The organism is Kosakonia sp. ML.JS2a (genome assembly GCF_025642095.1).
Lineage (GTDB): Bacteria > Pseudomonadota > Gammaproteobacteria > Enterobacterales > Enterobacteriaceae.
In genome coordinates this window covers 3,857,601-3,881,405 of the sequence record NZ_CP106754.1, presented here as the reverse complement: position 1 = coordinate 3,881,405, position 23,805 = coordinate 3,857,601, and the positions used below count along the sequence as shown (strand labels likewise).

The 23,805-nt window shown below is 51.8% G+C and carries 18 protein-coding genes; 7 read left to right on the top strand and 11 right to left on the bottom strand.

Annotated elements, in window-relative coordinates:
* The first annotated feature begins 9 nt into the window (after window positions 1-9).
* On the top strand, window positions 10-1,599 hold the full coding sequence (locus N7922_RS18445; protein WP_263097687.1) for a carbohydrate porin: 1,590 nt from the start codon (window positions 10-12) through the stop codon (window positions 1,597-1,599).
* A gap of 39 nt (window positions 1,600-1,638) precedes the next feature.
* On the opposite strand, the gene N7922_RS18440 is transcribed toward N7922_RS18445, so the two are convergent.
* The 3 genes from N7922_RS18440 to bamA all read right to left on the bottom strand — a co-directional run bounded on the left by N7922_RS18440 (window position 1,639) and on the right by bamA (window position 5,102).
* Window positions 1,639-2,043 carry an H-NS family nucleoid-associated regulatory protein gene (locus tag N7922_RS18440; RefSeq protein WP_263097686.1) on the bottom strand — a complete coding sequence of 135 codons (405 nt, stop codon included), beginning with the start codon at window positions 2,041-2,043 and terminating at the stop codon, window positions 1,639-1,641.
* Between the two features lie 294 nt (window positions 2,044-2,337).
* A complete protein-coding gene (locus N7922_RS18435) occupies window positions 2,338-2,631 on the bottom strand; it encodes a hypothetical protein (RefSeq protein ID WP_263097685.1) in 294 nt (97 codons plus the stop codon).
* Between the two features lie 47 nt (window positions 2,632-2,678).
* Window positions 2,679-5,102: an outer membrane protein assembly factor BamA gene (gene bamA, locus N7922_RS18430; RefSeq protein ID WP_263097684.1), complete on the bottom strand. Its 2,424-nt coding sequence runs from the start codon at window positions 5,100-5,102 to the stop codon at window positions 2,679-2,681.
* A gap of 134 nt (window positions 5,103-5,236) precedes the next feature.
* On the opposite strand from bamA, the gene N7922_RS18425 reads away from it, so the two are divergent.
* Window positions 5,237-5,410 (top strand): hypothetical protein, encoded by a 174-nt coding sequence (locus N7922_RS18425; protein ID WP_263097683.1) that lies wholly within the window; start codon window positions 5,237-5,239, stop codon window positions 5,408-5,410.
* A gap of 480 nt (window positions 5,411-5,890) precedes the next feature.
* Here the strand turns inward: N7922_RS18425 and N7922_RS18420 are convergent, their stop codons facing one another.
* Together N7922_RS18420 and N7922_RS18415 are read right to left on the bottom strand one after the other, a co-directional pair.
* Window positions 5,891-8,155: a TonB-dependent siderophore receptor gene (locus N7922_RS18420; protein WP_263097682.1), complete on the bottom strand. Its 2,265-nt coding sequence runs from the start codon at window positions 8,153-8,155 to the stop codon at window positions 5,891-5,893.
* A gap of 435 nt (window positions 8,156-8,590) precedes the next feature.
* Window positions 8,591-9,508 carry a LysR family transcriptional regulator gene (locus tag N7922_RS18415; protein WP_263097681.1) on the bottom strand — a complete coding sequence of 306 codons (918 nt, stop codon included), beginning with the start codon at window positions 9,506-9,508 and terminating at the stop codon, window positions 8,591-8,593.
* A 171-nt stretch (window positions 9,509-9,679) separates the two neighbouring features.
* Between N7922_RS18415 and N7922_RS18410 the strand changes: the two genes are divergently transcribed.
* The 4 genes from N7922_RS18410 (at window position 9,680) to N7922_RS18395 (ending at window position 13,579) form a co-directional block, all read left to right on the top strand.
* Complete coding sequence (locus tag N7922_RS18410) at window positions 9,680-10,429, top strand: SDR family oxidoreductase (RefSeq protein WP_263097680.1); 750 nt, start codon at window positions 9,680-9,682, stop codon at window positions 10,427-10,429.
* 146 nt (window positions 10,430-10,575) lie between these two features.
* Entirely contained in the window at window positions 10,576-11,541 is a 966-nt protein-coding gene (locus N7922_RS18405) for a fatty acid desaturase (RefSeq protein WP_263097679.1), read from the top strand.
* Window positions 11,507-12,322 carry a phosphate/phosphite/phosphonate ABC transporter substrate-binding protein gene (locus N7922_RS18400; RefSeq protein WP_263097678.1) on the top strand — a complete coding sequence of 272 codons (816 nt, stop codon included), beginning with the start codon at window positions 11,507-11,509 and terminating at the stop codon, window positions 12,320-12,322. Before N7922_RS18405 ends, N7922_RS18400 begins: the two co-directional genes overlap by 35 nt.
* A 165-nt stretch (window positions 12,323-12,487) precedes the next feature.
* On the top strand, window positions 12,488-13,579 hold the full coding sequence (locus N7922_RS18395; protein WP_263097677.1) for an NADH:flavin oxidoreductase/NADH oxidase: 1,092 nt from the start codon (window positions 12,488-12,490) through the stop codon (window positions 13,577-13,579).
* A 51-nt stretch (window positions 13,580-13,630) separates the two neighbouring features.
* Here the strand turns inward: N7922_RS18395 and N7922_RS18390 are convergent, their stop codons facing one another.
* The 5 genes from N7922_RS18390 to N7922_RS18370 form a co-directional block, all read right to left on the bottom strand.
* Window positions 13,631-13,828, bottom strand: coding sequence for a hypothetical protein (locus tag N7922_RS18390; protein WP_263097676.1), 198 nt, complete (start codon window positions 13,826-13,828; stop codon window positions 13,631-13,633).
* A 176-nt stretch (window positions 13,829-14,004) separates the two neighbouring features.
* Window positions 14,005-15,654: a methyl-accepting chemotaxis protein gene (locus tag N7922_RS18385; RefSeq protein ID WP_263100948.1), complete on the bottom strand. Its 1,650-nt coding sequence runs from the start codon at window positions 15,652-15,654 to the stop codon at window positions 14,005-14,007.
* A gap of 259 nt (window positions 15,655-15,913) precedes the next feature.
* On the bottom strand, window positions 15,914-18,508 hold the full coding sequence (locus N7922_RS18380) for an EAL domain-containing protein (RefSeq protein WP_263097675.1): 2,595 nt from the start codon (window positions 18,506-18,508) through the stop codon (window positions 15,914-15,916).
* Window positions 18,509-18,884: 376 nt separating this feature from the next.
* Window positions 18,885-20,594: a pectate lyase gene (locus N7922_RS18375; RefSeq protein WP_263097674.1), complete on the bottom strand. Its 1,710-nt coding sequence runs from the start codon at window positions 20,592-20,594 to the stop codon at window positions 18,885-18,887.
* 72 nt (window positions 20,595-20,666) lie between these two features.
* A complete protein-coding gene (locus N7922_RS18370) occupies window positions 20,667-21,368 on the bottom strand; it encodes an oligogalacturonate-specific porin KdgM family protein (RefSeq protein ID WP_263097673.1) in 702 nt (233 codons plus the stop codon).
* Between the two features lie 841 nt (window positions 21,369-22,209).
* Between N7922_RS18370 and N7922_RS18365 the strand changes: the two genes are divergently transcribed.
* The gene (locus N7922_RS18365; RefSeq protein ID WP_263097672.1) at window positions 22,210-22,815 is read left to right on the top strand and encodes a helix-turn-helix transcriptional regulator; all 606 of its coding nucleotides are present in this window, start codon (window positions 22,210-22,212) and stop codon (window positions 22,813-22,815) included.
* Between the two features lie 40 nt (window positions 22,816-22,855).
* Here N7922_RS18365 and N7922_RS18360 read toward each other — a convergent pair whose 3' ends face one another.
* Window positions 22,856-23,749: a proline iminopeptidase-family hydrolase gene (locus N7922_RS18360; protein ID WP_263097671.1), complete on the bottom strand. Its 894-nt coding sequence runs from the start codon at window positions 23,747-23,749 to the stop codon at window positions 22,856-22,858.
* Between the last annotated feature and the right edge of the window lie 56 nt (window positions 23,750-23,805).

Below are 23,805 nucleotides of genomic sequence, written 5' to 3'. Positions count from 1 at the left end.
GGGGTCATCATGAAGATTAAAAAACAGTCCTGCAAAAAAACCATTATCGCCATGGCATTAATGTCGTGCTATGCCGCCAGCGGTGAAGCCATGGCGCAAAATTTAACGCTGGAGCAGCGTATGGAAGCACTCGAAGCGCAGTTACGCGTCACGCAGCAAAAATTACAGGCCTACGAAGAAAAAGAGAAAGCGCAGCCGCGCACCGTTGTTGCCTCGACTGCGGCGCCGCTGACAGCAACTGCGCAGACCGCCCATACTGCTGCGGTGCCAACGGCGGAGCCTGAGCTGTCGCCGACAACATTGAAAAAAATCAGCCAGTATGTGCAGGATGATACCGGCTTTAAATATTCCGGCTATTTCCGCTCGGGCTGGGCGACCACCACCAATGGCGGGCCAAAATCCTGGGCGGTAGGATCGCTGGGGCGTTTTGGCAATGAATATGATGGCTGGTACAACTTGTCGCTGAAGAAGCGGGCATGGCGCGATGGCGACAAATCCATCTGGGCAAATGTGCAGTTTGAAGGCGACCTGGGCTTAACGCAGAGTAATGAATCTTTCGAGAAGGGAATGTCCGGCGGTGGAATGGGCAAACTCAGTAAACTCTATGTGGAAGGTAATGGCCTGCTGCCTTTTGCACCGGAAGCCTCGGTCTGGGTCGGAAAACATACGCTGCCGCAGTATGAAATTCAGCAACTGGACTGGAAGAGCAACCGTACCCTTTCAGGGGCAGGGGTGGGGATCGAAAATATGAAGCTGCCGGTTGGCGCAGTGAGTATGGCGATCACACGTAACGACATTGATAACTACAGTACCGTCTGTGCGGCGGGCGCATCCAGTTGTAGCGATACCACGCAGGTTAACGTGAATATTGCCGAAGCGCGCTACAAAAACCTGCCGATAACCGGTGATATGACGCTGGAGTTGGGGGCGAAATATGCCTTCGCCAACCAAACTGATGAGCAGAAAAAGGCGCAGGCGAACAGTGAATATTATCAGGTGAAATCGTCCTGGCTGGGTCAGGCTATTTTGCGCAACCCGGTGCAGAAAGGGTCTAACGAGCTGACGTTGCAGGTGGCGGATAATTCGCTGGCCAGTCAGTTTATGAATATCTCCAGCGCCAACCCGGATTTTGATTACAACAGTTCGTATTACGGTATTCACAGCGGGGGGATCGGTTGGCGGCTGGTGAATCAGGGGGAATTTTATCTGGGTGAGAAAATCATCATGGCGCATGCGCTGGTATACGGTCGCGGTCACGATCTCTACTCCACCTATACCGGGGCGCATACGGATTTTGAAACCGCGCGCGCCGTTATTCGCCCGTCGTGGATCTGGAGTCGCAACATGCAAACGGCGCTGGAGTTAGGGTATTTCACGCAGAAAAACAAGGTGAACAATGCGACGATGGATGAGTCAGGTTATAAGGTGACGCTGGCGCAGGTGTACAAAGTTGATACCAGTATTCTTAACTCGCGCCCGGAAATCCGCTTCTATAGCACTTACCTGAAAGCGCTGGAGAATGAGATCGATACCCAGACATTTAACGACGGTAAAGATTATCAAATAAGCTTCGGGGTGCAGGCTGAGGTGGTGTTCTGACAAAAAAAGAGGGCGGTATTGCGCCGCCCTTTTTTATTTTTAGAGTTCGAAATCTTCGAGTTTCTTGCCGCCTTCAATGGCTTTTGCAATTGCTTTTGGCGTGCGACCCTGGCCGGTCCAGGTTTTTTCGCTGCCATCTTCATCCACATACTTATATTTTGCCGGACGAGGCGCGCGGACAGATTTGGATTTTGATACCTGACCTTTCAGAGAGGAAAGAAGTTCAGTCGGATCAATGCCTTCATCAATTAATTTTTGACGGAACGCAGCCAGTTTGGCCTCTTTCTCTTCTTGTTCTTTGCGCAAAGAAACATCTTCTTCACGGCGTTCTTCAACAACCACAGTCAACTTTTCGAGCATCTCTTCAAGTGTTTCAAGAGTAACTTCGCGGGCCTGAACCCTCAGCGTGCGAATGTTATTTAGTGATTTAAGGGCTTCTGACATAGCGTCACTCCTTGTGATGGAATTAAAAAGCTTTCCACCTAATTTTTAGTGATATCTTCATAAAGATCAATACAGGGAACGCTGTTTTAGCAAATATATACCCTGCTTTGCAAGCGTATGACTTAATAGATATCTTACTCATCGCAATTCAACCATCAGGAATAGCTGAAAAAATGCGTTACATTTAATGGCGTCACGTCTCAACAAAAGAGATGCTTGCCAATCGATACATGTAGAAATAATGCCGCATACAGCCGTTTTCATCACGCGGTGGCGAACGAAATCCTCGCCTGCTTATTCATGATATATCGCCTGTTTCAGCCGGGAAAAATTATTTCTGAAATCCCGCGTTTTTTCTTTTCTGTCCGTGGTGGCGTGTGCTGCGATTTCAGCACTGCTAAATGTTTCGTTAAATAATTCCACATATTCATGACGGAGATTTCGGCACAACAGGTAGCTAAGGAATTTGGCGCGCGTCAGGCATTGCCGGGAATATTCCTCGGTTGTTGCCAGAACCGCGCGCTCCAGTTCATATCTGAAGTCGAAAAAATCCACTTTGTTAACACTGGTTGGTGATTTTTTCTTCATGTCCATTTTTCGCAAAGCAAGGGTAAGAAGATCGTCCGTTATAACGGTTACCAGGTTTTACCTATATTAAACTGGAACTGCTCTGCTTTATCTCCGTCATATTTTTTAAACGGCTCCGCCCAGGAAAAGACCAGCGGACCCAGCGGTGACATCCATTGCAGAGCAATACCGGCAGAAAAACGAATATTATAGGGGTCGCTGTAGTCGGGAAGTCCCGCCGCCTGGGTTTGTGCGGTATTGCGCCAGGTGGTATTCCAGACCGTACCGGCATCCACAAACAGCGACGTGCGAACGCTGTCGGCATATTTATCGCTAATGAAGGGCGTCGGCACAATAAACTCACTGTTCAACACCACCGTTGCGTTGCCGCCAGATGCATCGGACGAGGTTTTTAACGGGCATGCGCTGTAGCTGCTTTCCGAACCATTACAGCGATAGTAAGCCGATTTCGGACCGATGGTATTTGACGAGAAACCACGCACCGACGATGAACCGCCCGCGTAGAAATTGTCGTAAAACGGCACTTCTTTGCCATTCAATCCACCGGCATAGCCTGCACGCAGATGCTCCATCCACACCCAGTTTTTGTTTTCGGCTAACGGCACATATTGCGTCGTATCAAACGTCAGCTTGTAGTAGCTGTTATCCGAGCCCGGAACGGTGACTTTCCCGGTTAAGCTGCTTTTGTTCCCCGCACGTGGAAAGTAGCCGCGGTCAAGATCGTTATAGCTCCATCCGAGGCTGGTGAAGAAGTCATTAGCGCTGTACTCCGCATTGCTGTCGCCATCTTTGGTGACCACATCCGGGTAAATACCGCGCGAGTTGAGGTAGCGCCAGGTGTTCAGCTCCGGCTCCATATTGGTTATCCGGTTATGCACATAATCGAGCCCCACATTGAGCGTATTATTTTCGCTGATAGGGAAGCCCAAATTGCCGCCCAGCCCGTAACTTTGCTGGTTATAGCTGCCGGTATCGGCATCGGATGCGTCGTAGCTGTTGTAGAAAATTTTCCCGCCAAGGCTAATGCCATCAACGGTATACCAGGGATCGGTGATGCCCAGCTCGATATAGGATTGGTAGCTGCTGCGCGTGCCGTTGAAACTGACGCTGTTGCCCGAACCCAGCCAGTTGTCCTGAGTGACGCCCAGTTGATAGCTAATGCCGCTGTCGGTGCCATAACCAATACCGAAGTTAAAGGAGCCGGTGTTGCGTTCCTTCACCTTATACACCACATCGACCTGGTCCGGGACGCCGGATACCGGCACAGTCTGAGTGTCGACGGTTTCAAAAAAACCGGTGCGATCGAGGCGCTCTTTCCCTTGCTGCACTTTGTCGTCGTTCAGCCATGAACCCTCCATTTGACGCATTTGTCGACGTAATACTCTGTCGCGAGACGTATCATTGCCTTCAAAGCGGATCTGGCGCACGGAGTAACGACGACCCGCATTCACGTTAATATGCAGGCGGACGGTTTGTTGACCATCGTCGATTTCAGGCTGCGTTTTCACCTGCGGCCAGGCGTAACCATATTTGCCAAACAGCTTTTTGATATTACTTTCCATGCCGGTAATGGCTGCGCCGCTGTAAGTTTTGCCTTCAAGCGCTTTCGCCAGCGCGTTAACTTCTTCATTGTGCTGCACGAGATCACCGGTTACCGTCGTGCCGGTGACCTGATAACGCTCGCCCTCGGAAATAGCGATGGTGATGTATAACGATTTTTTATCCGGGGTCATACTGACCTGGCTTGAGGTGATATCAAAGCGCGCATAACCTCTGTCGAGATAATAACTACGCAGTGTTTCAATATCGGCTTCTAATTTTTGCTTCTGATATTTTTTATCGGCAATAACATTCCACCACGGCACCTGGTCACGCAACTGTAACTGATTGAGCAGCGTTTCCTCGCTAAAAGCCTGGTTACCAATAATATTGATCTGGGCGATTTGTGCTGAAACGCCTTCCTGGAAAACAAATTTTAAATCCACGCGATTGCGCGGTAATGGGGTGACCACCGAATGCACCTGCGCACTGTATTTCCCAACGCTGTAATAAAAATCCTGTAGCGCTTTTTCAATATTCGCCAGGTTATTACGATCGAGGGATCCTCCTTCATCAATTCCGCTGGCGCTTAAGTTCTGCTTCAATAATTCATCTTTAATGGCTTTATTGCCGGAAAAGCTGATTTTGGCGATGGTCGGCCGCTCTTTTACGTTAACCAATAATGTGCTGCCGTCGCGCAGGATCTGCACATTCTCAAAGTTTCCGCTGGCGTACAGCGCGCGTATTGACTCACTGATATCGTCATCGCTCACGTCTTCGCCTGTTCTTACTGGCATGTTTAACAATGCTGCGCCAACGGTGACACGCTGCAACCCGTCGAAACGGATGTCATCTATCCGGTACGTGGTGGCGGCCTGCAAGGCAAAAGGAGAGAGCAAAAGTCCGGCGATGATATTGCGTTTTTTAAACATGAATATGTCGTCTAAGAGATATATAGCGTAGAGAGCCTGCCGAAGTTAACTCTGGGCGATCCCTGAACAACGATCGAATTTACCCAAAACACCCCGAATAAAAACGCAGAATCACATTTAATTATGGTGAAACAATGGAGAAAGAATGGATAATCCCGGTGAGTAAAAAGTTATTTAATGATGGAACTTTTTTGCAACTATTCCATCAAAATGGCGTCGGCGATGAATCTAATGTTGTTTTATTTTGCGTATTAAATGCAAAAAAAAGCCCCCTTCTTCAACGGGGGGAAGGGGGAAAAGTTTGTTAGGATTACAGTCCTTTGAATAAAACAAAGAACGCGATAACAATAACCTTTAATACGCCAGATAAAATGGAGCCAGCATGAATAAATTATGGGGCTGGTGTTGACGTTTTATTCATTCAAGAAAACCCTGACTCTAACGTGGCTATATTCTGGCAAATGAACTGAGCAAACTTCTGCGGTAATAGCAGATAGCTGGATGATACGGGCTGGGAAACGCGTGGGGTTCCCCCCTTCACCGCATTGCTGCGGTTGGGATTTGGAAGGGGGGAAGAGGTACTACATATGAAGGAGCGGCATTGCGCCACTATTGACCCTGACGGAATTCATTTCCAGCAGACCCAACGAGGCAATAATAAACCTACACCGTGAACGGATTATGCAGAAGCGATGAAGATTTTGTCATCATATATAACAATGCAGGCATACCGCGCGTTGCTGAATAAAAAGCCGGAATATCCTTATATTCCGGCATGGCGATGAGCATCAAAAATGCGTATTGACGCTGACATAGAAGGTACGGCCGGATTCGTTATAGGTCTCCGCGCCTGCGCCATACAGATACGCGCCCGTGGTGGAGTTACCGGTGGTCTGGGCGTTACCTGCGCGATAATGGCGAACATCAAAGATATTCTCAATACCGCCAGTCAGGCTCAGGTTTTTATTCACCGTCCAGGTCGAACTCAGGCCAACGATACTGTACGGACTGACTTCATTCAGCTCGCTACCAGAGACTGCCGCGCCTTTGTAGTTAAAGCGTTTCGGTTTCTGGCGTCCGTACCAGGTAAAGGTACTTTGCAAAGAGAGATCGTCACGCACCTGCCAGGAGAGCGCAGAGTTCAGCGTGAATTGCGGGATCACCGACAGACGATCGCCGGTCTCCTTATTTTTACTTTGCAGTATCCAGGTCATGTTGTTGGTCCAGTTAACGCTCTCGCTTACAGGCACATTCAGCGTGCCTTCCAGACCTTCCACCAGCGCTTTGGGAATGTTTTCCCATTGATAGATACTGGTCGTGCCGTTGCTGGCGGTGCCGACGGCGGCGTAACCAGACTCGATCTTATTGTGGTAGTCGTTACGGAACCAGGTAATGCCCGTCTGGAAGCCGTCGTGCTTGTACTCAATACCGATCTCTTTGTTGACGCTGGTTTCAGCTTTCAGATCGTCGTTACCCATCAGGTAACAGGCGGCGCTGCTGTTGTAGCAACCCTGACCGTTGCTGTAGAGAATATAGTTCGGGTTGAGCTGGTAGAGGTTCGGCGCTTTGTAAGCGCGGGCAATCCCCAGTTTCAGCGTCCAGTCTTCCGCCAGCCCCTGCGACAGGTTTAGCGACGGGCTCCAGTTATCGCCCACAATGCTGTGGTGATCGAAGCGCAGCGCCGGGGTCAGCATGGTGCTGTCGGTGAGAGCAAGGTTATCTTCGGTGAACAGAGAGAAAATCTCGGCGCTGGAGTAAGGGCTACGACCCGTGCTGTCGATGCCGGAGATCGAGCCATACGAGAGCGACTGGGTGGTGGATACCCCGTCTTTCATCCTTTGCTGGTTCCACTCGGTACCGACGGTCAGGTTTTGGTCCACACCCAGCGTAAAGGGGATGTTGATCTCACTGTGCAGCAGTACATCCGCCAGGTCGATATCGGAGAATTTATCGCTGGAGAAGATCCCTTCCGTGCCGCCAGCCAGGCCTTCATTGATCCTTGAGTTGCGGGTGCGCTCGTACTGAGCGTAAGTGTTGGTGGTGACGCCATTGTCCCAACCGCCAGTCCAGGTCACGCCATAGGTCTGTCGGTAGAGGCGGTTGGTCTCTTTGCCGTATTTGCTCTTCACCAGCGTACTGGTGTTGGTGTTCTGCGTGTCGCCCGCATACAGGTTGCCCTGGCGGCTGTAGCCGGATTCAAATTCCAGCGCCTGCATCGGTGCAAACTCCCAGCGCACTTTGCCATGGATATCTTTGTTGATTACCCCTTCGCGACCCGCCGGATAGGAACCCGCATAGGTGCCGGTGCGCGCCGCTTCGTGGCCGGAGTTAATGTCCTGCGCATCGGCCTGGGTTTTACTCAGGTTGCCCCACAGGTTAACGCTGACGGTATCCGAAACCGGGCCGTTAAGACTGAAGTTGGTGCGTTTTGTCGCGCCTTCTTTGCGATGCTGCGGTGCGTTCAGGTAAGTGTTCCAGGAGCCGTGCCATTCGTTCTGGTTCGGTTTGGTGATGATGTTGACGACACCCCCCATTGCACCGTTGCCATAACGCGCGGCAGCCGGGCCACGGATCACGTCGATATGGTCGATCATTTCTGCCGGTACCCAACTGCTGTCGCCGCGGCTGTCGCGATCGCCGCGCCAGCCATAGCGTACGGCATTACGGCTGGTGACCGGTTTGCCATCAACGAGGATCAGCGTATTTTCCGGTCCCATGCCGCGAATATCGATTTGGCGGTTATTTCCCCGCTGTCCGCTGGTGGAGTTACCCGTCAGGTTTACGCCGGGTTGTGTGCGGATAATTTCCGACACATCCCGTGCGGGGGGATGCTTGCTGATTTCATCCGCCGTAATGGTGGAAACGCCGGAGGCCTGTAAGGTCTGTTTAGCGGCCGTCACGACCAGCGTATCTTCATTTTGCGCGGCTGTGCTGTCGGTTTTCTGGGTGGCGTCAGACGTATTGTTGGTGTCAGCGGCGTATGCCGGAAGCGCCAGTCCCCAGAGCGCCATGTGAACCAGCATGGCCAGTGAGTAGTGCGAAGTATGTTTCATGCCATATTCCCTGTTTTCTTCTTGTACGCTCGGTTCTCGCTTTCCACTGCCGACGCATTTTGCAGGCGTCGTGACGCCTCCTTATGCCGTGGCGTTAAAGATATAAGGTCAAGCCGGTACCCGGCCTTTCAGCGCCAGCGAAAAAGGAATAAAGCGAGAGAGGTTAATACATGACGTTATTAGCAAGCTAAATCATGCACTAACGACGGTAGTGGAAACGGCATTGATTATCAAGATAATAATCATTCAAACATTGCTAAATATAATGTCGTTTATAAACAGTAAGTTAAAATATTCTTAGGGTGAACTTGCATTATTGAACATTTATTAAAGATACAAGATTACTTATTTAACACATATTTTGTTCATATTTTCTTCATGATGTTTTTTATTCAACAATGTTTAACGGGGTAATATTTTCCGCACAGCTATTTTTTATTTCATCACGCGACCGCTGATCCGCGCCGGGAAACATTCCAGCAGCCAGTCAATAAAAACGCGCAGGCGGTGCGTGAGGTGGCGGTTTTGCGGGTAGACCACGTGGAAAGGGTACGGTGCCGGGCGCCACGCACTGAGGATCTCCACCAGCGCCCCCTCTTTCAGCGCCGCGCAGGCGGCATAACTGAACGTCTGGATGATGCCGAGCCCCGCCAGCCCGGCGGCGAGATGGGCGTTGCTCTCATTAATACCAATGCGGTGGTCGACTTTGATCTCGGTTTTTTCGCCGTCGCGGGCAAAGCGGAAAGGGAACGCTCTGCCCGTTTGCGGCGAGAGATAACTGACCAGCCGGTGACCATTTTTCAGCTCCTGCGGATAAGCTGGCGTGCCGAACGTTTGCAGGTAACCCGGTGTTGCACAGGTGATCAGCGTCGCCGCGCCAATATGGCGGGCAATCAGCGACGAGTTATCCAGCGGACCACCGCGGATCACGCAGTCAATGTTGTCGCTGATCAGGTCCACGGAGCGGTCCGACACGCCCAGATCGAGACGAATATCCGGGTAACGCGCCATAAAATCGGGCAGGGCGGGGATCAACACCTCTCTGGCTGTCGAACCGCCTATATCAACGCGTAACTGGCCGCGTGGCGTGCTGCGCGCCGCGTTAAAGCCGGTATCAATATCTTCCAGATCGCGCAGAATACGCGCCGTTTTCTCATAGTAATCACGGCCTTCCGGCGTGACGGTAACCCGCCGGGTGGTGCGTTGCAGCAGGCGTACGCCGAGGTGCGCTTCCAGCTCCTGCACCAGCTTGCTCAGGGTTGCATTCGGCATCTCCAGCGAATCCGCCGCACGGGTAAAGTTGCCTGCTTCCACGACGCGGGCAAAGGCCCGAATTGCCATTAACTGATCCATGATCTTCTCCTGCAATGTTCCGCATGATTATACACAGTGGTGAATAGTCATTTTCATTTTTCACTATTTTTCAATAAAAGTCCCGGCGCTACATTACCGCCATGCCTGAGGCGACACGCGGTGAACGTTCAGGCGCATCCATTAACCCGATACTGATATGAGGAATAAATCATGAACACTGCATTGAGCGGAAAAATTGCGCTGGTAACGGGCGGGACCAGCGGGATCGGTCTGGCAACGGCGAAAGAGCTGGTGGCGCAGGGGGCACGCGTGTTTATCACCGGTCGTCGGCAAAAAGAACTGGACGCCGCCGTCGCAGAGATCGGCCACGACACCATCGGCTTCCGTGCTGACGCATCGGTACTGTCCGATCTCGACACGGTGTATGCGCACATCGCCAAAAGTGCCGGGCGGCTCGACATTCTGTTCGCCAACGCAGGCGGCGGCGATATGTTGCCATTAGGCGCTATCACGGAAGCGCATTTTGATCGTATTTTTGCCACCAACGTGCGCGGTGTACTGTTTACCGTACAGAAAGCCCTGCCGTTACTGGTTGACGGCGCGTCCATTGTCCTGACCGGGTCGACCGTTTCGATCAAGGGCACTGCCAGCTTCAGCGTGTACAGCGCCAGTAAAGCGGCCGTGCGTAACTTTGCCCGCTCCTGGTCGCTGGATCTGCAAGGGCGCGGGATCCGCGTGAATGTGGTCAGCCCGGGGCCGGTGCGTACGCCGGGTCTGGGGGACCTGGTGCCGGATGAACATCGCCAGGGATTGTTCGATGCGCTGGCCGCGCAAGTGCCGCTGGGCCGTCTCGGCGAACCGGAAGAGATTGGCAAAGTGGTCGCGTTTCTGGCCTCCGATGCCGCCAGCTTTATTAACGGTGCTGAGCTGTTCGTCGATGGCGGTATGGCGCAGATTTAAGCGCGAGAAACAACACGCCCCCGTTAGCAGCGGGGGCGTGAGATTTTCCGTTTTGTGCAATAGCTAAGTGATTTAAGTACGTTGTCATTTCCGGCTTCCTCTCGCATCGTTGCGCTGAAAAGAGCAAGCAGCGAGCGTGTGCGTGAATGGCGAAAGGGCGTCCGGTTTATTTACATCAACAGCAGCGTGATTTTATCCGCCAGCTATCCCGTAGCTGGGTATGGCGCAGCGAACTGCCTACCTGGGGCGTGATCATTGCGGTCTACAGCGGCTGGTTCGCCACGCTGGCCTGGTGGAAAACGCTGGGGCTGTTGCCTGCAACGGTGCTGCTGGTGGTGTTTACCTGCTGGTATATGTCGGTCCAGCATGAGCTGATCCACGGTCACCCTACGCGTGTTGCCTGGTTCAACCAACTGCTGGGGAGCCTGCCGCTGGCGATCTGGTACCCTTACGGCCTCTACCGCGACTCCCACCTGGCGCATCATCGCAGCCATTTACTGACCCTGCCGGAAGACGATCCGGAGTCCTATTATTTTTCCCCTCATCGCTGGCAACACCTGTCGGGCTGGCGGCGAACGGTTATTCATTTACGTAATACTTTTATCGGTCGTCTGCTGCTGTCGCCGTTACTGGACATCGGGCAACTGCTGGCGGGTATGGTGCGGGCATTCCGTCAGCGACAAGGTAAAACGATAACCATGTGGATTGTCCATATGGCGCTGCTGGCTGTGGTTTTCATCTGGCTGGCCTGTTGCGACTTCCCGGCGCTGTGGTATGTGCTGATGGTGAGTTACCCGGCATTGGCTATCACTAAAATCCGCTCATTTCTCGAACACCAGGCAGCGGACGATCCGCTGGCGCGTTCGGTGATCAACGAAGCGGCGCTACCGTGGCGCATCCTGTTTCTCAACCTGAATTATCATGCGATCCACCATGATTTGCCCGGTGTGCCCTGGTATGGTTTACGCACGATTTATCTGCGTGACCAGGCCGCCTGGCGGCAGCGCAATCGTGGTTTTCTGGTGCGCGGCTATAGTGAATGGTTACGACGCTTTTTATTGACCCCGGTGGACGTGAATGCACACCCTGGTTTCCCACAGCGCGATGAGTAACATTGCGTTGCCGATGTATGACCTGTATCGCTCGCACACGCGTGCGCTGCTGGAGGCCTTGCAAACCATACTGGCGGAGCACGGCTTGCAGGCGGAGCGCTGTTGGCCCGGCGGCGATCTGCTTAGCCACTGGCAACGGGACGATGTGTTGCTTAGCCAGACTTGCGGCTATCCGTTGATGACCACCCTGAGCGAGGTGCAGACCGTGGGCTGTTTTCACTATCTGGCTCCGGGGTGCGAAGGTATCCACTATCGCAGTCTGCTGGTGGCGCGCGAAGCAGATCGCGGAAAAACGCTGGCGGACTTTCGCGGTCGCCGTGCCGTGTGCAATGCCGTGGACTCCCAATCCGGCTATAACGCCCTGCGCTATAAGGTTGCACAGCTACCGGGAGCGGGGCGCTTCTTTGCCTACGTCGCCGTTAGCGGTAGCCACCGGCAATCGCTGGCTGAACTCCAGCAGGAAAAGGCTGATCTCGCCGCGATTGATTGCGTTACGTACGCGCTTTTGCAACGCCATCAACCTGCGTTACTCACCGGGCTGGCGGTGATAGGGCAAAGCCCGCTATCCCCCGGATTACCGCTGATCACAGCCAGCCAGACGCCCGTGAAGACCGTGGTGCTCTTGCAGGCAGCGTTGCGCCAGTTAGTGAATGACGTGCGCTATCAGGAGCGTTGTGCGGCTGCGTTGATTGGTGGTTTCTCCCCGGTCACCCGGCAGGCGTATGTTCCCTTGTTGCAGTGGCGGGACGAGGCGGCGGCGCGCGGTGTGACGCAGCTATAACGACGGGATATCTCCACCTCTTTAAACAGGTTTTGAAAATGAACAGCCCAAAAAGGGCACATTCCGCCAACGACAAGTTTGGGCATCCGGCGGAGAGTCATGGGCGGATAATATTGTCTTTTGCTGTCCGGGCGCGTCATTAAACAGCCGGAATAAGGATGATGAATGAGCAAATTGTTTTCGCCAGTCAACCTGGGTCAGGTTGAACTGGATAACCGTATCGTCATAGCCCCGATGTGCCAGTATTCCGCCGTCGAGGGGAAAGCCACCGCCTGGCACCGTATCCATTTGGGTAACCTGGCGTTATCCGGCGCGGGGCTGCTGATCATTGAAGCCACGGCGGTAGAGCCTGCTGGCCGCATCTCTCCCCAGGATCTCGGCCTGTGGGATGATGAAACGCAGGCAGCACTGCGTGAAGTTATTGAGGATATTCGCCACTATTCGCCGATAAAAATCGGTATCCAGCTTGGTCATGCCGGGCGTAAAGCCTCTGTCAGCGCCCCGTGGTCAGGCGGTAAGCAGCTCTCAATTGAAGAGGGCGGCTGGCAAACACTTTCTGCATCGAATCTGCCCCACGATCCTGCGGAACGTGCTCCGCGAGAAATGACCACACAGGATCTGGCGCGGGTGAAACAGGGGTTTGTCGACAGCGCCCTGCGCGCGGTAGCGCTGGGTATTGAGCTTATTGAGATCCATGCCGCCCACGGCTATTTATTGCATCAGTTTCTCTCGCCGCTCTCTAATCAGCGCAGTGACGAGTATGGCGGCAGCCTCGATAATCGGATGCGCTTTCCGCTGGAAGTCTTCCGTGCGGTGCGTGACGCGGTGCCTTCAACGGTGGCGGTGGGGATTCGTATCTCCGCCACCGACTGGGTGGAAGGCGGCTGGGATTTAGCCCAGTCCACGGTACTGACGCAGAAAATTGAGGCGGCAGGCGGCGATTATGTTCATGTCTCCAGCGGCGGGCTCTCGCCGCTGCAAAGCATCAAGGTGACGGCGGGGTATCAGGTGCCGTTTGCCAAAGCACTGCGTGAGCAGACCCGGATGCCGGTCATTGCCGTCGGGTTGATCACGGAGCCGCAACATGCGGAAAGCATTCTGCAACAGGGCGAGGCCGATCTGATCGCCCTGGCGCGGGGTGTGCTCTACGATCCCCGCTGGCCGTGGCATGCCGCCGCAGCGCTTCATGGCGCTGTGCAGATCGCGCCGCAATACCGGCGCGCCGAGCCGCATGGCGTGAAAGGCACGGTGAAATAACACGTCAATGCCGGTTAAACGTCTGCCCACCCTCCTTTGGCGGGCTGACGGTCACACACCTTTACGCACCAGATCCGCTGCTTTCAGAAAAACCGCATCTTCAACGCCGTCGCCCCGGTTTCTGCCTTGTCGTTCAATTTCCTCAATAATTGTGTCCCGGCTGATCGACTTGCGTTCTGCAACCAGGCCAATCACTGCTGCGCCAATGGCTAATCCAATGAGTCCCGTCTGCTCATCATTGAACTTCATGCTAAAGCCCTCTTTTTCTTTTCTGCACCTCAAAAAAATTAGCACAAGGTGTATTTTTCGCCATTCAGCAGAAAAAGAAGGAATATCAGTTGGCTAGGGAAATTTTTAGCAGGTGGAAGCAATAAAAAACGCCTGAGGGGGGGCCTCAGGCGCAGAGTCAATCATGCAGAAATGGGTCAGAACGACTGCCAGTTATCACCGGATGAGGCCAGCGCCAGATTGGCAGGTTTGCGTAAGCTTTTACTGCTCTTCTCAGCGGTGTGCCGGCTTGTGCTTACTCCGGAATCAAACAGGGCGATGGCTTTGTTTAACTGCTCAGCTTCTTTTTCCAGTGAGACGGCGTTCGCTTTCGCTTCCTGAACCAGCACGGCGTTTTGCTGCGTCGCGCCATCCATTTCGGTCATGGCCTGGCCGATCTGTTCGATCCCGCGGCTTTGCTCTTCGGAAGCAACGGAGATCTCGGTCATTAATTTATTCACCTGTTCAACGGAGGTGATAATTTTTGCCATTGCGCCACCCGCTTCCTGAACCTGCTCCGCACCGGTTTGCACACGGGTGACGGATTCCTGAATTAATGTTTCGATCTCTTTCGCTGCCTGCGCGCTGCGTTGCGCCAATGCGCGAACCTCACTGGCGACCACCGCAAAACCGCGACCTTGCTCACCCGCACGTGCCGCTTCTACCGCTGCGTTCAGTGCCAGCAGGTTAGTCTGGAAGGAGATGCCGTTGATCACCGTGGTGATGTCGGCAATTTTCTGCGAGCTTTCGGAAATTCCGTGCATCGTCTTCACCACCGTGGCGGTGATTTCGCCCCCTTTCTGTGCGGTATGTTGCGCTTCTTCTGTCAGTTTGCGCGCATCGCGGACGTTGTCGGCATTATTTCGCACGGTCGATGTTAACTCTTCCATACTGGCTGCGGTCTGTTGCAGCGCGGCGGCCTGCTGATCGGTACGCCCGGAGAGTTCATCATTGCCTTCGCGGATCTGGTTAGTGTTGCGATAAATCGCGGTGGAGCTATCTTGAATCGTTTCAACCGTGGTGCGTAAGCTTTCCTGCATGCTGCGAATATAAGGAATCAATTGCCCGGCGCAGTTACGGCCAAACTCATTCAATTCATGATTGAGTTTGCCTGCCGTTAACAGTTCCAGGTGACCTTTGATCATACCAATCGGTTTTACCAGGAAGCCCACCAGATAGCGGTCGGTGAGAAGCAGCGTCAAAATACCGGCTATCAGCGCGCTGATCAGGACATATTTATTAAAGACGACCTGAGAACGGGTCTGGTCGAGTAAGTCATTGGACTGGATTGCCTGGGTATATTTTTCCGCCGTGGCGCCAAACTGTACGCTCAGCGGCGGATAGGTTTTACGAAACAGTTCGCGAAACTGATCGGTTTGTTTCGTTTGTGCAGCATTCAGCATCGGCACGATGCCATTATTCAGCAGGGTTTCCCAGTCACGAACCATGGCATCGACCACCTCTTTATCCACGCCAGGGTGCTGGGCCTGGCGAAACTTCGCCAGCATATCTTGTGTGATGGCCAGCGCTTTACCTGAGGAGGCAAAGGTCTTTTCTGCGTTAGCTTCATCGCCAGACTGTTGAAAATCTACTGCGCGTAACATCCGGGTTACTGAGCGGAAATACTGATCGTTGCCTTTTACCAGTAATGAGTAGGCATTTTTTTGTTCAGCATTCTGCGTTAATAAGTGATCGATTCTCGAAAAATTTTGAAACGTCAGGAAGGTAGCCATTGCCCAGATAATGCTGAATAACGACAGAATGATCAGCAGCATTTTACGGATAGTTATATCGCGAAGTATTGTCATCATGTTTCCCCCGGTAATAGATATTACCCTTCAGGTTGGTTTGGCCTGCAGTCCGGCTATTTTACCCTCCTGGTTATCGTGACCAGAACGCCTCAGGCGTTTATAAAACGGTCTTTTGTTTTTTTGAAAAAGCGTTTTACGATGTGAAAATTGATTTAAATCAATTTATGGATAATAGAACATAAGGGATGGTAATTTTCCAGTGGTTTCGTCACAGAAATAATTATATTTGCAGTGAGTGTTTTGATAATTAGCAGACTCAGTGTTTTTCAGTTGTTAATAATGTCTCTTCGTCGTTAAAATTTGCGTTAAGTTTAATTTTATCGAGCGTAGTGGGGCGGCTAATAAAATACCCCTGAACAATGTCACATTGATAAGATTTAAGTTGCTCCAGTTGTTCGAGTGTTTCCACACCTTCAGCGGTGACCTCCAGGTTATAATCTTTTCCGAGGCCAATGATTTTTTCTACTATTTTGTGTGCGGTCTCAGAATCATTCATTCCAAAGACAAATGACTTATCAATTTTGATGCCGTCAAAGGGGAAACAGTTCAGATAATGCAATGAGGCATAACCGGTGCCGAAGTCGTCAATAAGTAATTTGACGCCTAATGATTTTAACTCATGCATCACTGACTTGGTGGTGTCCGGCCCATTGAGCGTAATATTCTCAGTCAATTCTAACTCCAGCCGTGATGCCGGGAATGCCGCTTTCTGCAACGCATTTTTTACCCGTGACACCATCGACGGATCCCGACACTCAACGGGGGAGATATTGACGGAAACCGACATATTTTCAAAGTATTGTCCCACTTCTTCGCACGCCTTGCGTAATACCCAATCGGTAAGATCAACAATAATACCGGTCTCCTCCGCCAGCGGAATAAACAGATCCGGCATTAATAGGCCGTAACCCGGATGTTGCCAGCGGACCAGCGCTTCTACAGAGGTAATGCGTGAACTGCGAAGATCGTAGCGCGGCTGGTATAACAAAAACAGTTGCCCATCATTAATCGCTACACGTAATTCTCTTTCAAGTTCACGGCGTTGCACAATTTGTCTTTCCATATCTGGCTGATAAAAGACATAATTATTTTTGCCGGCGTTTTTAGCTTTATAAAGAGCAATGTCCGAGTAGCGCAGTAAATCTTTTGCGGTCAGCGCATCTTTCGGTAATTGTGCAATACCAATGCTGACACCGAGGTGAATGTCATTGCCATGAATAAACAGCGGCTGGTTAATTTCCGCAATGATCCGCTGACAGAACACCTGAATATCTTGTTCGTTTTCAACATCCGGTAAGATAACAATAAATTCATCGCCACCCTGGCGAGCCACCAGGTCGGTACTGCGTACACATTTACGTAATCTTTCTGAGACTTCGCTCAGTACTTTATCTCCCGCCGCATGACCATAAATATCATTAATGGCTTTAAAGTCATTGATATCAATACTCATCATGACCAGCGTTCCGGCCTGCGCATTGTTCGACAGCAGCTTGCCATCCAGAAACTCTTTCATCATTAAGCGGTTCGGGAGCCCGGTTATTTCGTCGTGATGCGACAAATATTGAATACGCGCGCTGGTTTCCACTTCCAGCGTGATATCGGTGGCGGTTCCGCGAAAGCCAAGACTGCCATCCGCCAGCAGTACACGCTTGAGCGTTAAATTACAAAAACGCGGGCTGCCCAGCGCTGAGACATAACCACATTGCGAGAGGGTAAGGCAGTTACCGGGATGCGGTAACTCAAGCCAGGTGGCGAGTGTGCTGTTTTCCCCGACCAGAAAGTCGAGAAAACTGCGCCCCAGCCACTCTTCAATATGATTGCCGGTAACCACCGGGAAACGGGTGGAAATCCAGGTAAGCCGCAATTGTTCATCTGCTTCCCAGATCCAGTCGGTCGTGGTCTCCACCACATCGCGAAAACGGCGTTCGCTGGTGGATAGCGCCTGACGACTCTGCTCCAGCAGGAAGGTTTTTTCATCGTTCATTCGCGCCCTGGCTAATGCTTTGCGCGCCAGGCTCCAGGCGAAAAGCACCGAGGTTGTCATCAGCAGGACCAGCAGAGGAAGCACCCAGGTTAACAGCGTATCCGCCGGGTTTTTATTGTTCCATTGCAGGTCAAGTGATGTGCTGCCGATGTTAATCGTGGCTTTATTTTTGCCTTTGGCGCCAGGTGTGGCGAGCGTAAGCTGGTTAATGCCGTACTCTTCCCCCAGTCGTTGCAGTTTCGCGGGCGTTAATGTATCCACGAACACCATGAGCGAACGCTCAGCCGGTCTGATAACGTCATCGGTATCGTCAGAGATGATCCAGGCCGCGGCAAGGATTGCCGGTGTTCCGCTGCGCGTCATCAGATGTGAAATCGCCTGACCGTTGCTGGCCAGCAGCTCTTTTTTTAACGCATTAATGGGGTTAAAGCCGAGAGCTTGCTCAAGCGAAATGGTCTGTAACTGACCGTCAACAACGCTGTAAGGTGTGGTGCCTGTCGGTGAGATAACAAAGACGCCATCATAGCCAAATTTAGTGTATAGCGACGCCCCCAGATTTTTCTCATCCCACGCCCAGCGCGTGTTTATCTGGCGATGTAAATTATCATACGCTTCGTCCCAGTCTGCATTATCGGCGAGATGCAACCGGATGTTTTCCTGCGTATTTTCAAGCGCTTTGACTAATAAATGGCTGTCACGTTTATAGGTCGTCTGAATTAAGTCATTTTCCGTTTGCATCAGTGCAAACAGGGTGGTCAGAAAGATAAAACTCATCAACGAAACCATCAGAATGATGGTCTGCTTCATGATGCTATGTGTGTTACCGGTCTGAGGATAGGGCGTTTTGCCATCAGCTATACTCATACAATACCTTGTAATACTGAGATCGTTCTGGTTCTTATCATCGTTAACGGCAGAATGGCGGATTTATTTAATACATTATGCGTGTTAATTGAGTGTGGGCTCGTTTTTGTGATGCTGCTATTTTTTATTTTTTTAGCAGGGGGGATGCTCTCACTGACATTAATTTAGATTAAGTCAAAATTAATGAAATTAATTGTGTAACAGCCATAATGGATGCGTTTTTTTATTGTTTTGAATTTTATGATTTTTATTTTTATTAAGAAAAAACGCAAACCGGAATGTGAAAGACTCTTTATTATTTATCTTGTCAGGGCGAGTGCCGGGCGATAATGCGGGAATCCCTCCCACGGCGACGCCGTAAGAGGGATTGAAAGGATTACTTTTTCCCATTCGGTTTAAGCTGCTCGCCAGGTTTCAGGCTGAACAGCTCATCATCACGCGTCGAGTACCGCACGCTGCCATCTTCCAGCCGATAAGCCCCTTCAGTGAACCCCGCGCCGTTCAGGAACGGGGCGACGGCATCCGGTTTCCCGCGAAACGCGGCTTCCAGCGCCAGCAGGGCGTAAGGCGCAATGTTGTCGATATTGGCATAGATATAGCCGGGATCGTCAACAAAGAAGCCGTTCAGACGTTTGCTGGCGATGATGTTCTTCGCCACGTTATCCGCCAGTTCAAGGTAGCTTTTATTGCCGGTGGATTGCGCCAGGTCGATCAGTGCGAAAATGGCGTACGGTTCGCTGTTTTGGGTATTCAGATCCAGCTTGCTGTTTTTACCGCCTGGTTCGCCAATGTCTCCCAGCCCCTGGCCCTGCGCAATGCCGCGCGCCACTTTCCAGATTTCCGCGTCCTGCTCCAGTGTCCAGGCGCGGGCGTAAGAGAGCAGAAACTCATTGCCTGCCGGATAAGGTTTAAGCACCGTTCCTTTTTTACCGTAGTAGCCATCGCGTTTTAACACGAAGCCCGAAAGATCGGTGCCATTAGCCAGCATCGGCCGGAAGCTGTTGGTCTGCGCATCGTAGGCATAGTGGGCGAACGCTTTCAGGCCATCCAGCGTCCATTTTTTAATATCCTCGCCATCGCGTCCCAGCGATTTTGCCAGCGCCAGCTGCATTAATGCATTTTCCGAATAGAGGGTGCTGGTGCGACCTTTCAGCATCATATTGCCTTCCAGCGCGTCCGGGCCGAATTCCGGGCCAAACTGACGCTGCGCGCGATCGCCATACTTCGAGTTGGTATCCGTATCATCGGTGGTTTCAGCGCGTTTCAGCGCCTGGGTAAACTGATAAACGCCCAGTCCGGTTTTTTTATCGCGGGGCAGAACGTACTGGTGCGCCAGTCGCTTCGCCCAGGTCAGTGCGCCTTGCTCACGATCGTATTGCCAGAGCAGGGACGCGGAATAGATCAGGTCGTTCCCGGCATTAAGGAAACTCAGCCCTTTGGTGGCGAAGAACGGCGGCTGCTGTTCAAAATCGCTGGCCCACAGTTTGCCCATCGCTTTGCCGTATTCGCCGTGGCGACTGGTTTCGAGTATTTTCCAGTCATAGACGTGTGCATTCCAAAACGCGCGGATAAAGCGTGCGGTGGCGGGTTTGTCGACGGCAAACATCAGCTCGTAGTACGGGTAAGCATTTTTCAGCTCATGCACTTTCTCTTTTTCGCTTGGCCCTTCCGGTTGCAGCGTCTTCAGGTCAATAAAGCGGTGCCCGCCCCACAGCAGTAAGCCGCTCTTATCCTGATAGTGCTGGAAGTAGTAGCGCACGTTGTTTTCGGCGAGTTGCTTATACTTCGGTTCGCCGGTCAGATTGCTCAGCCCCACCAGAACGCGCATCAGGTTCTGCTGTGCCGAGAAGTTTGACAGCACGGCGGTTCTCCCGTCGGGGAAGATCCACTCCATCTGTTTGCCGGTGCGTGGATCCACGCCATTTGCCAGCAACGGTACGCCTGGGTGTTGCTTATCGCCGGCTTTGTCGATAACCGTATCGGCAAAGGTTTTTACGCTGCTCAGTCGTGCACTCTCCTGCGCAGCGGCGTTATAAGAGAAGAGGCTTATCAGGCCAATCGTTAGCGCCAGTGTTGAACGTTTCATTTTTCATCTCATCGCTAAAAAAGGGATTTCCGCCGAAATCCCTGATTAATTTGAAATACCTGCCACCTGGCATCAGAAGTTATATTTCACACCCACGCGATAACGGGTCTGACGCTCATCGGTGTATTTACTGCCGGAAACGTTGCCCACGGCAACGTAAGGCGACCAGTTTTTATCCAGCTTGTAGGTTAATTTAAAATCATGTGACCAGTCATAGTTTTCGTTGTCGGCAATCAGCACGCCCGCAGAGGTGGCGTGTTTGTAATCCAGCTCGTAGTCGAGCTGATAATCATTAAACAGTTTCCAGGAGATGGCGGCGGTCAGGTTGTAGCCGTTTTCACTGGTATCTTTTGTGGTGCCGATATTGCCGGAGTTGCGCTTGAAGTAAGGACGGTAGCGCAGCGTGGCGCCGACATCGCTGGTGATGTTCACTTTTCCGCGCAGATACGGGCGGTAGTTGTTAGAGCTGGAGCTGGAGTCCAGTGAGAAGCCCGGTTCAATCTGGAAAGTGGGGTTGATTTTATAAACATAGCTGGCAACCACTTCGGTGCCGTTGCTGACCGTTTCGTGATAAGCCTTGTCTTTATTCTGTGAACCTTTCCATTTGCCTTCCAGCGACAAACCAAAACCATTGGCAAAACGGTGTGACATTAATAAACGGTCTTTGTGATTATTTCCTCCGCTGTCATTAATTTCATGACGATAATCAAATGTCACAGCATGGGCGGCAATGCTCATTAAAGGTACGGTAACGAATAAAAGCGTGCGTAACATAAAAACCCCTATTATTTATAGTCAAAAGGTACAAGATGTCCTCTGCGAAATTGCAGATGGTTTAATTCAACGAGGAATGGATAATTCACTCTCATTGCAAAGCGATATAATTAGCAGGCCTAATTATTATGCCGAATATAGTCACCTGCGATGGCTAAAGATAACCGCGGCGATACTGCGTATTTAAAGTGGCGTGTGGTGCCGGGTGCCTCCCGGTGAATTGCAGGCCGATCTCCACAATTCGTCCATAAAAATGGAACCTCATTGAGGTTAATCTCATATCAGCATGACCCCGCCGCTTAGGGGGATTCACCACACAGAATACGTTGTTAAGGATCATTGAATGATTGCTCAGCAACAGATTTCTTCGTTTTAATCGATAACAATGAACTAACTGGAACGCACTTTTACACAATTTGAAATAATGTTTTGAGACTAAGATCGAACTTTAAAGAGAGAATAAAAAATAGTAAAAATGCGTTTATAAAGATAATCTTAATGTAAATAATTTATTTAAAATCAATAAGTTTTGCGATTTACATACAGTGGTGTATGTGATCGTTATAATAGTATTTAGGGGGCTAAATAAATAGCGTGGTAAATTTATTCCTGGAATAAAACGCGAACATTTGACAAAAAATGCAATACACTGGGAACATCGGTAAGCGAAACGCAAGGGACATCATCACCGCGTTGCTGTCTTTGCCGTATAAACGAAACCTAAACAAACCGGTTCTGGTGAGTTGATCTGCCTGAAAACATCACTAACAATCAGGAAAAAACAGAAAATGCCTCCGTCCACGGAGAGCCAAAATAAAAACATTACCTCTGGAGTACCTACATGACAATCTATGGGAAGGATCGCCTTTTCATCTATGGAATTGAGAAAATACTCAGGGATCTGCGTCCGGAAAAGCGTCGCCATTCCCCCGGCAGCGAATCGGCAATATACGTGACCACGGGTATGGATATTGTGGAAATGTACGCGTTGTTTTTCTCCCATCCCCCCGGTCATTACGCCATTATTATCTCTTCCGAACGCCATTTTGATTCGCTAACGCTGCTTTTCCCCGGACTGGTGAAATTGTGCCTGGCGGAAAATATCCGTCCTGAAGAATTGCGTCAGGCGCTGAATGTCATGACGCTGCTGTCGGAGCAAAACCGGCATTCTGGTTATCACCACCGCACCTTTAAGTTCACCAGCGCCGAGCAGCAGATCATGCGGCTATTGCTGCGCGGGCATTCGGTGGATGATATCGCCCGCATTCGCGGCGTGAGCCCGACCACGGTTAGCGTGCAACGCAACGGTATGATGAAGCGCACCGGCACCCGTAGCCTGCAGGAGCTGTGCTCGGTGTATGCGGCCATGCGCAGCGGCGCAGAGCGGCCATCGGCGAACAGCGCTGCGGGTGTCAAAGCGCTAAAAAAAGCGCCTTGCGGCGCTTAAAAAGGAACAAACACAATCAACACGGTGTTGGCGAAGTACATCAACAGGTTTTCGCTAAAAAGTCGCTGACGGTCTTCATGCATAACTGCCGCTCTTCGACATGGGGCATATGGCTGGAGGATTCAAATATCACCCATTGCGCCCCGGTAATATTGTCCATAAACGGTTGAACGACTTCCGGCGTGGCTTCATCGTAGCGCCCGGAAATCAGCAGCGTTGGCGCGCGAACCCGGTGCAGCCTGTCGATAATCGTCCAGTGCTTCATACTGCCGATAACGTGAAATTCCGTCGGGCCATTCATTGCGTGATACACCGTGGGATCGGCATCCATCGCCTCGAAGGTGCGTTTTACCTCGTCAGGCCAGGGGGAGAGGCGACAAACGTGGCGCTGATAAAACACCTGACTTGCAGCTTTATAGTCTGCGCTGTCCAGCGTGCCTGCCGCTTCATGTTCCAGCAGCGTCGCCTGCACCTCCGGCGGCAGCTCTGCCCGCAGCTTCGCCGCGCCTTCCAGCCACAACGCCATCGACGCCGGGGAGTCGGCAATGATCACCGCTTTTAACCCCTGCGGTTGATTCACCGCATGCTCCGCCGCCAGCATGCCGCCCCAGGACTGACCGAGCAGCGCGTAATCATCGGCAATTGCCAGCGTGTGCAGCAAGTTGTTCAGTTCGTCGAGGAACAGCGAAGGGTGCCAGAAATCCGGGCTTTTCTGCGGCAGGTGGGTCGAGCGACCATTACCCAACTGATCGTAGTGGATCACCGCGCGCCCGGTTTCGGCGATATCTCTAAAGGCGTCGACGTAGTCGTGGGTGCAGCCCGGTCCGCCGTGGGCGACAACCAGCGGCGTCTGTCCGTTGTGCAGATCGCCGCAAATGCGAAACCAGGTCTGGTATTCCCGGAAGGGGGCATAGCCTTCGCGAATGGTGTACATGAATGACGTTTACCCTGTTAAGTGAACCGACTTTCAGGTTAGAACGCCGAAGGCAC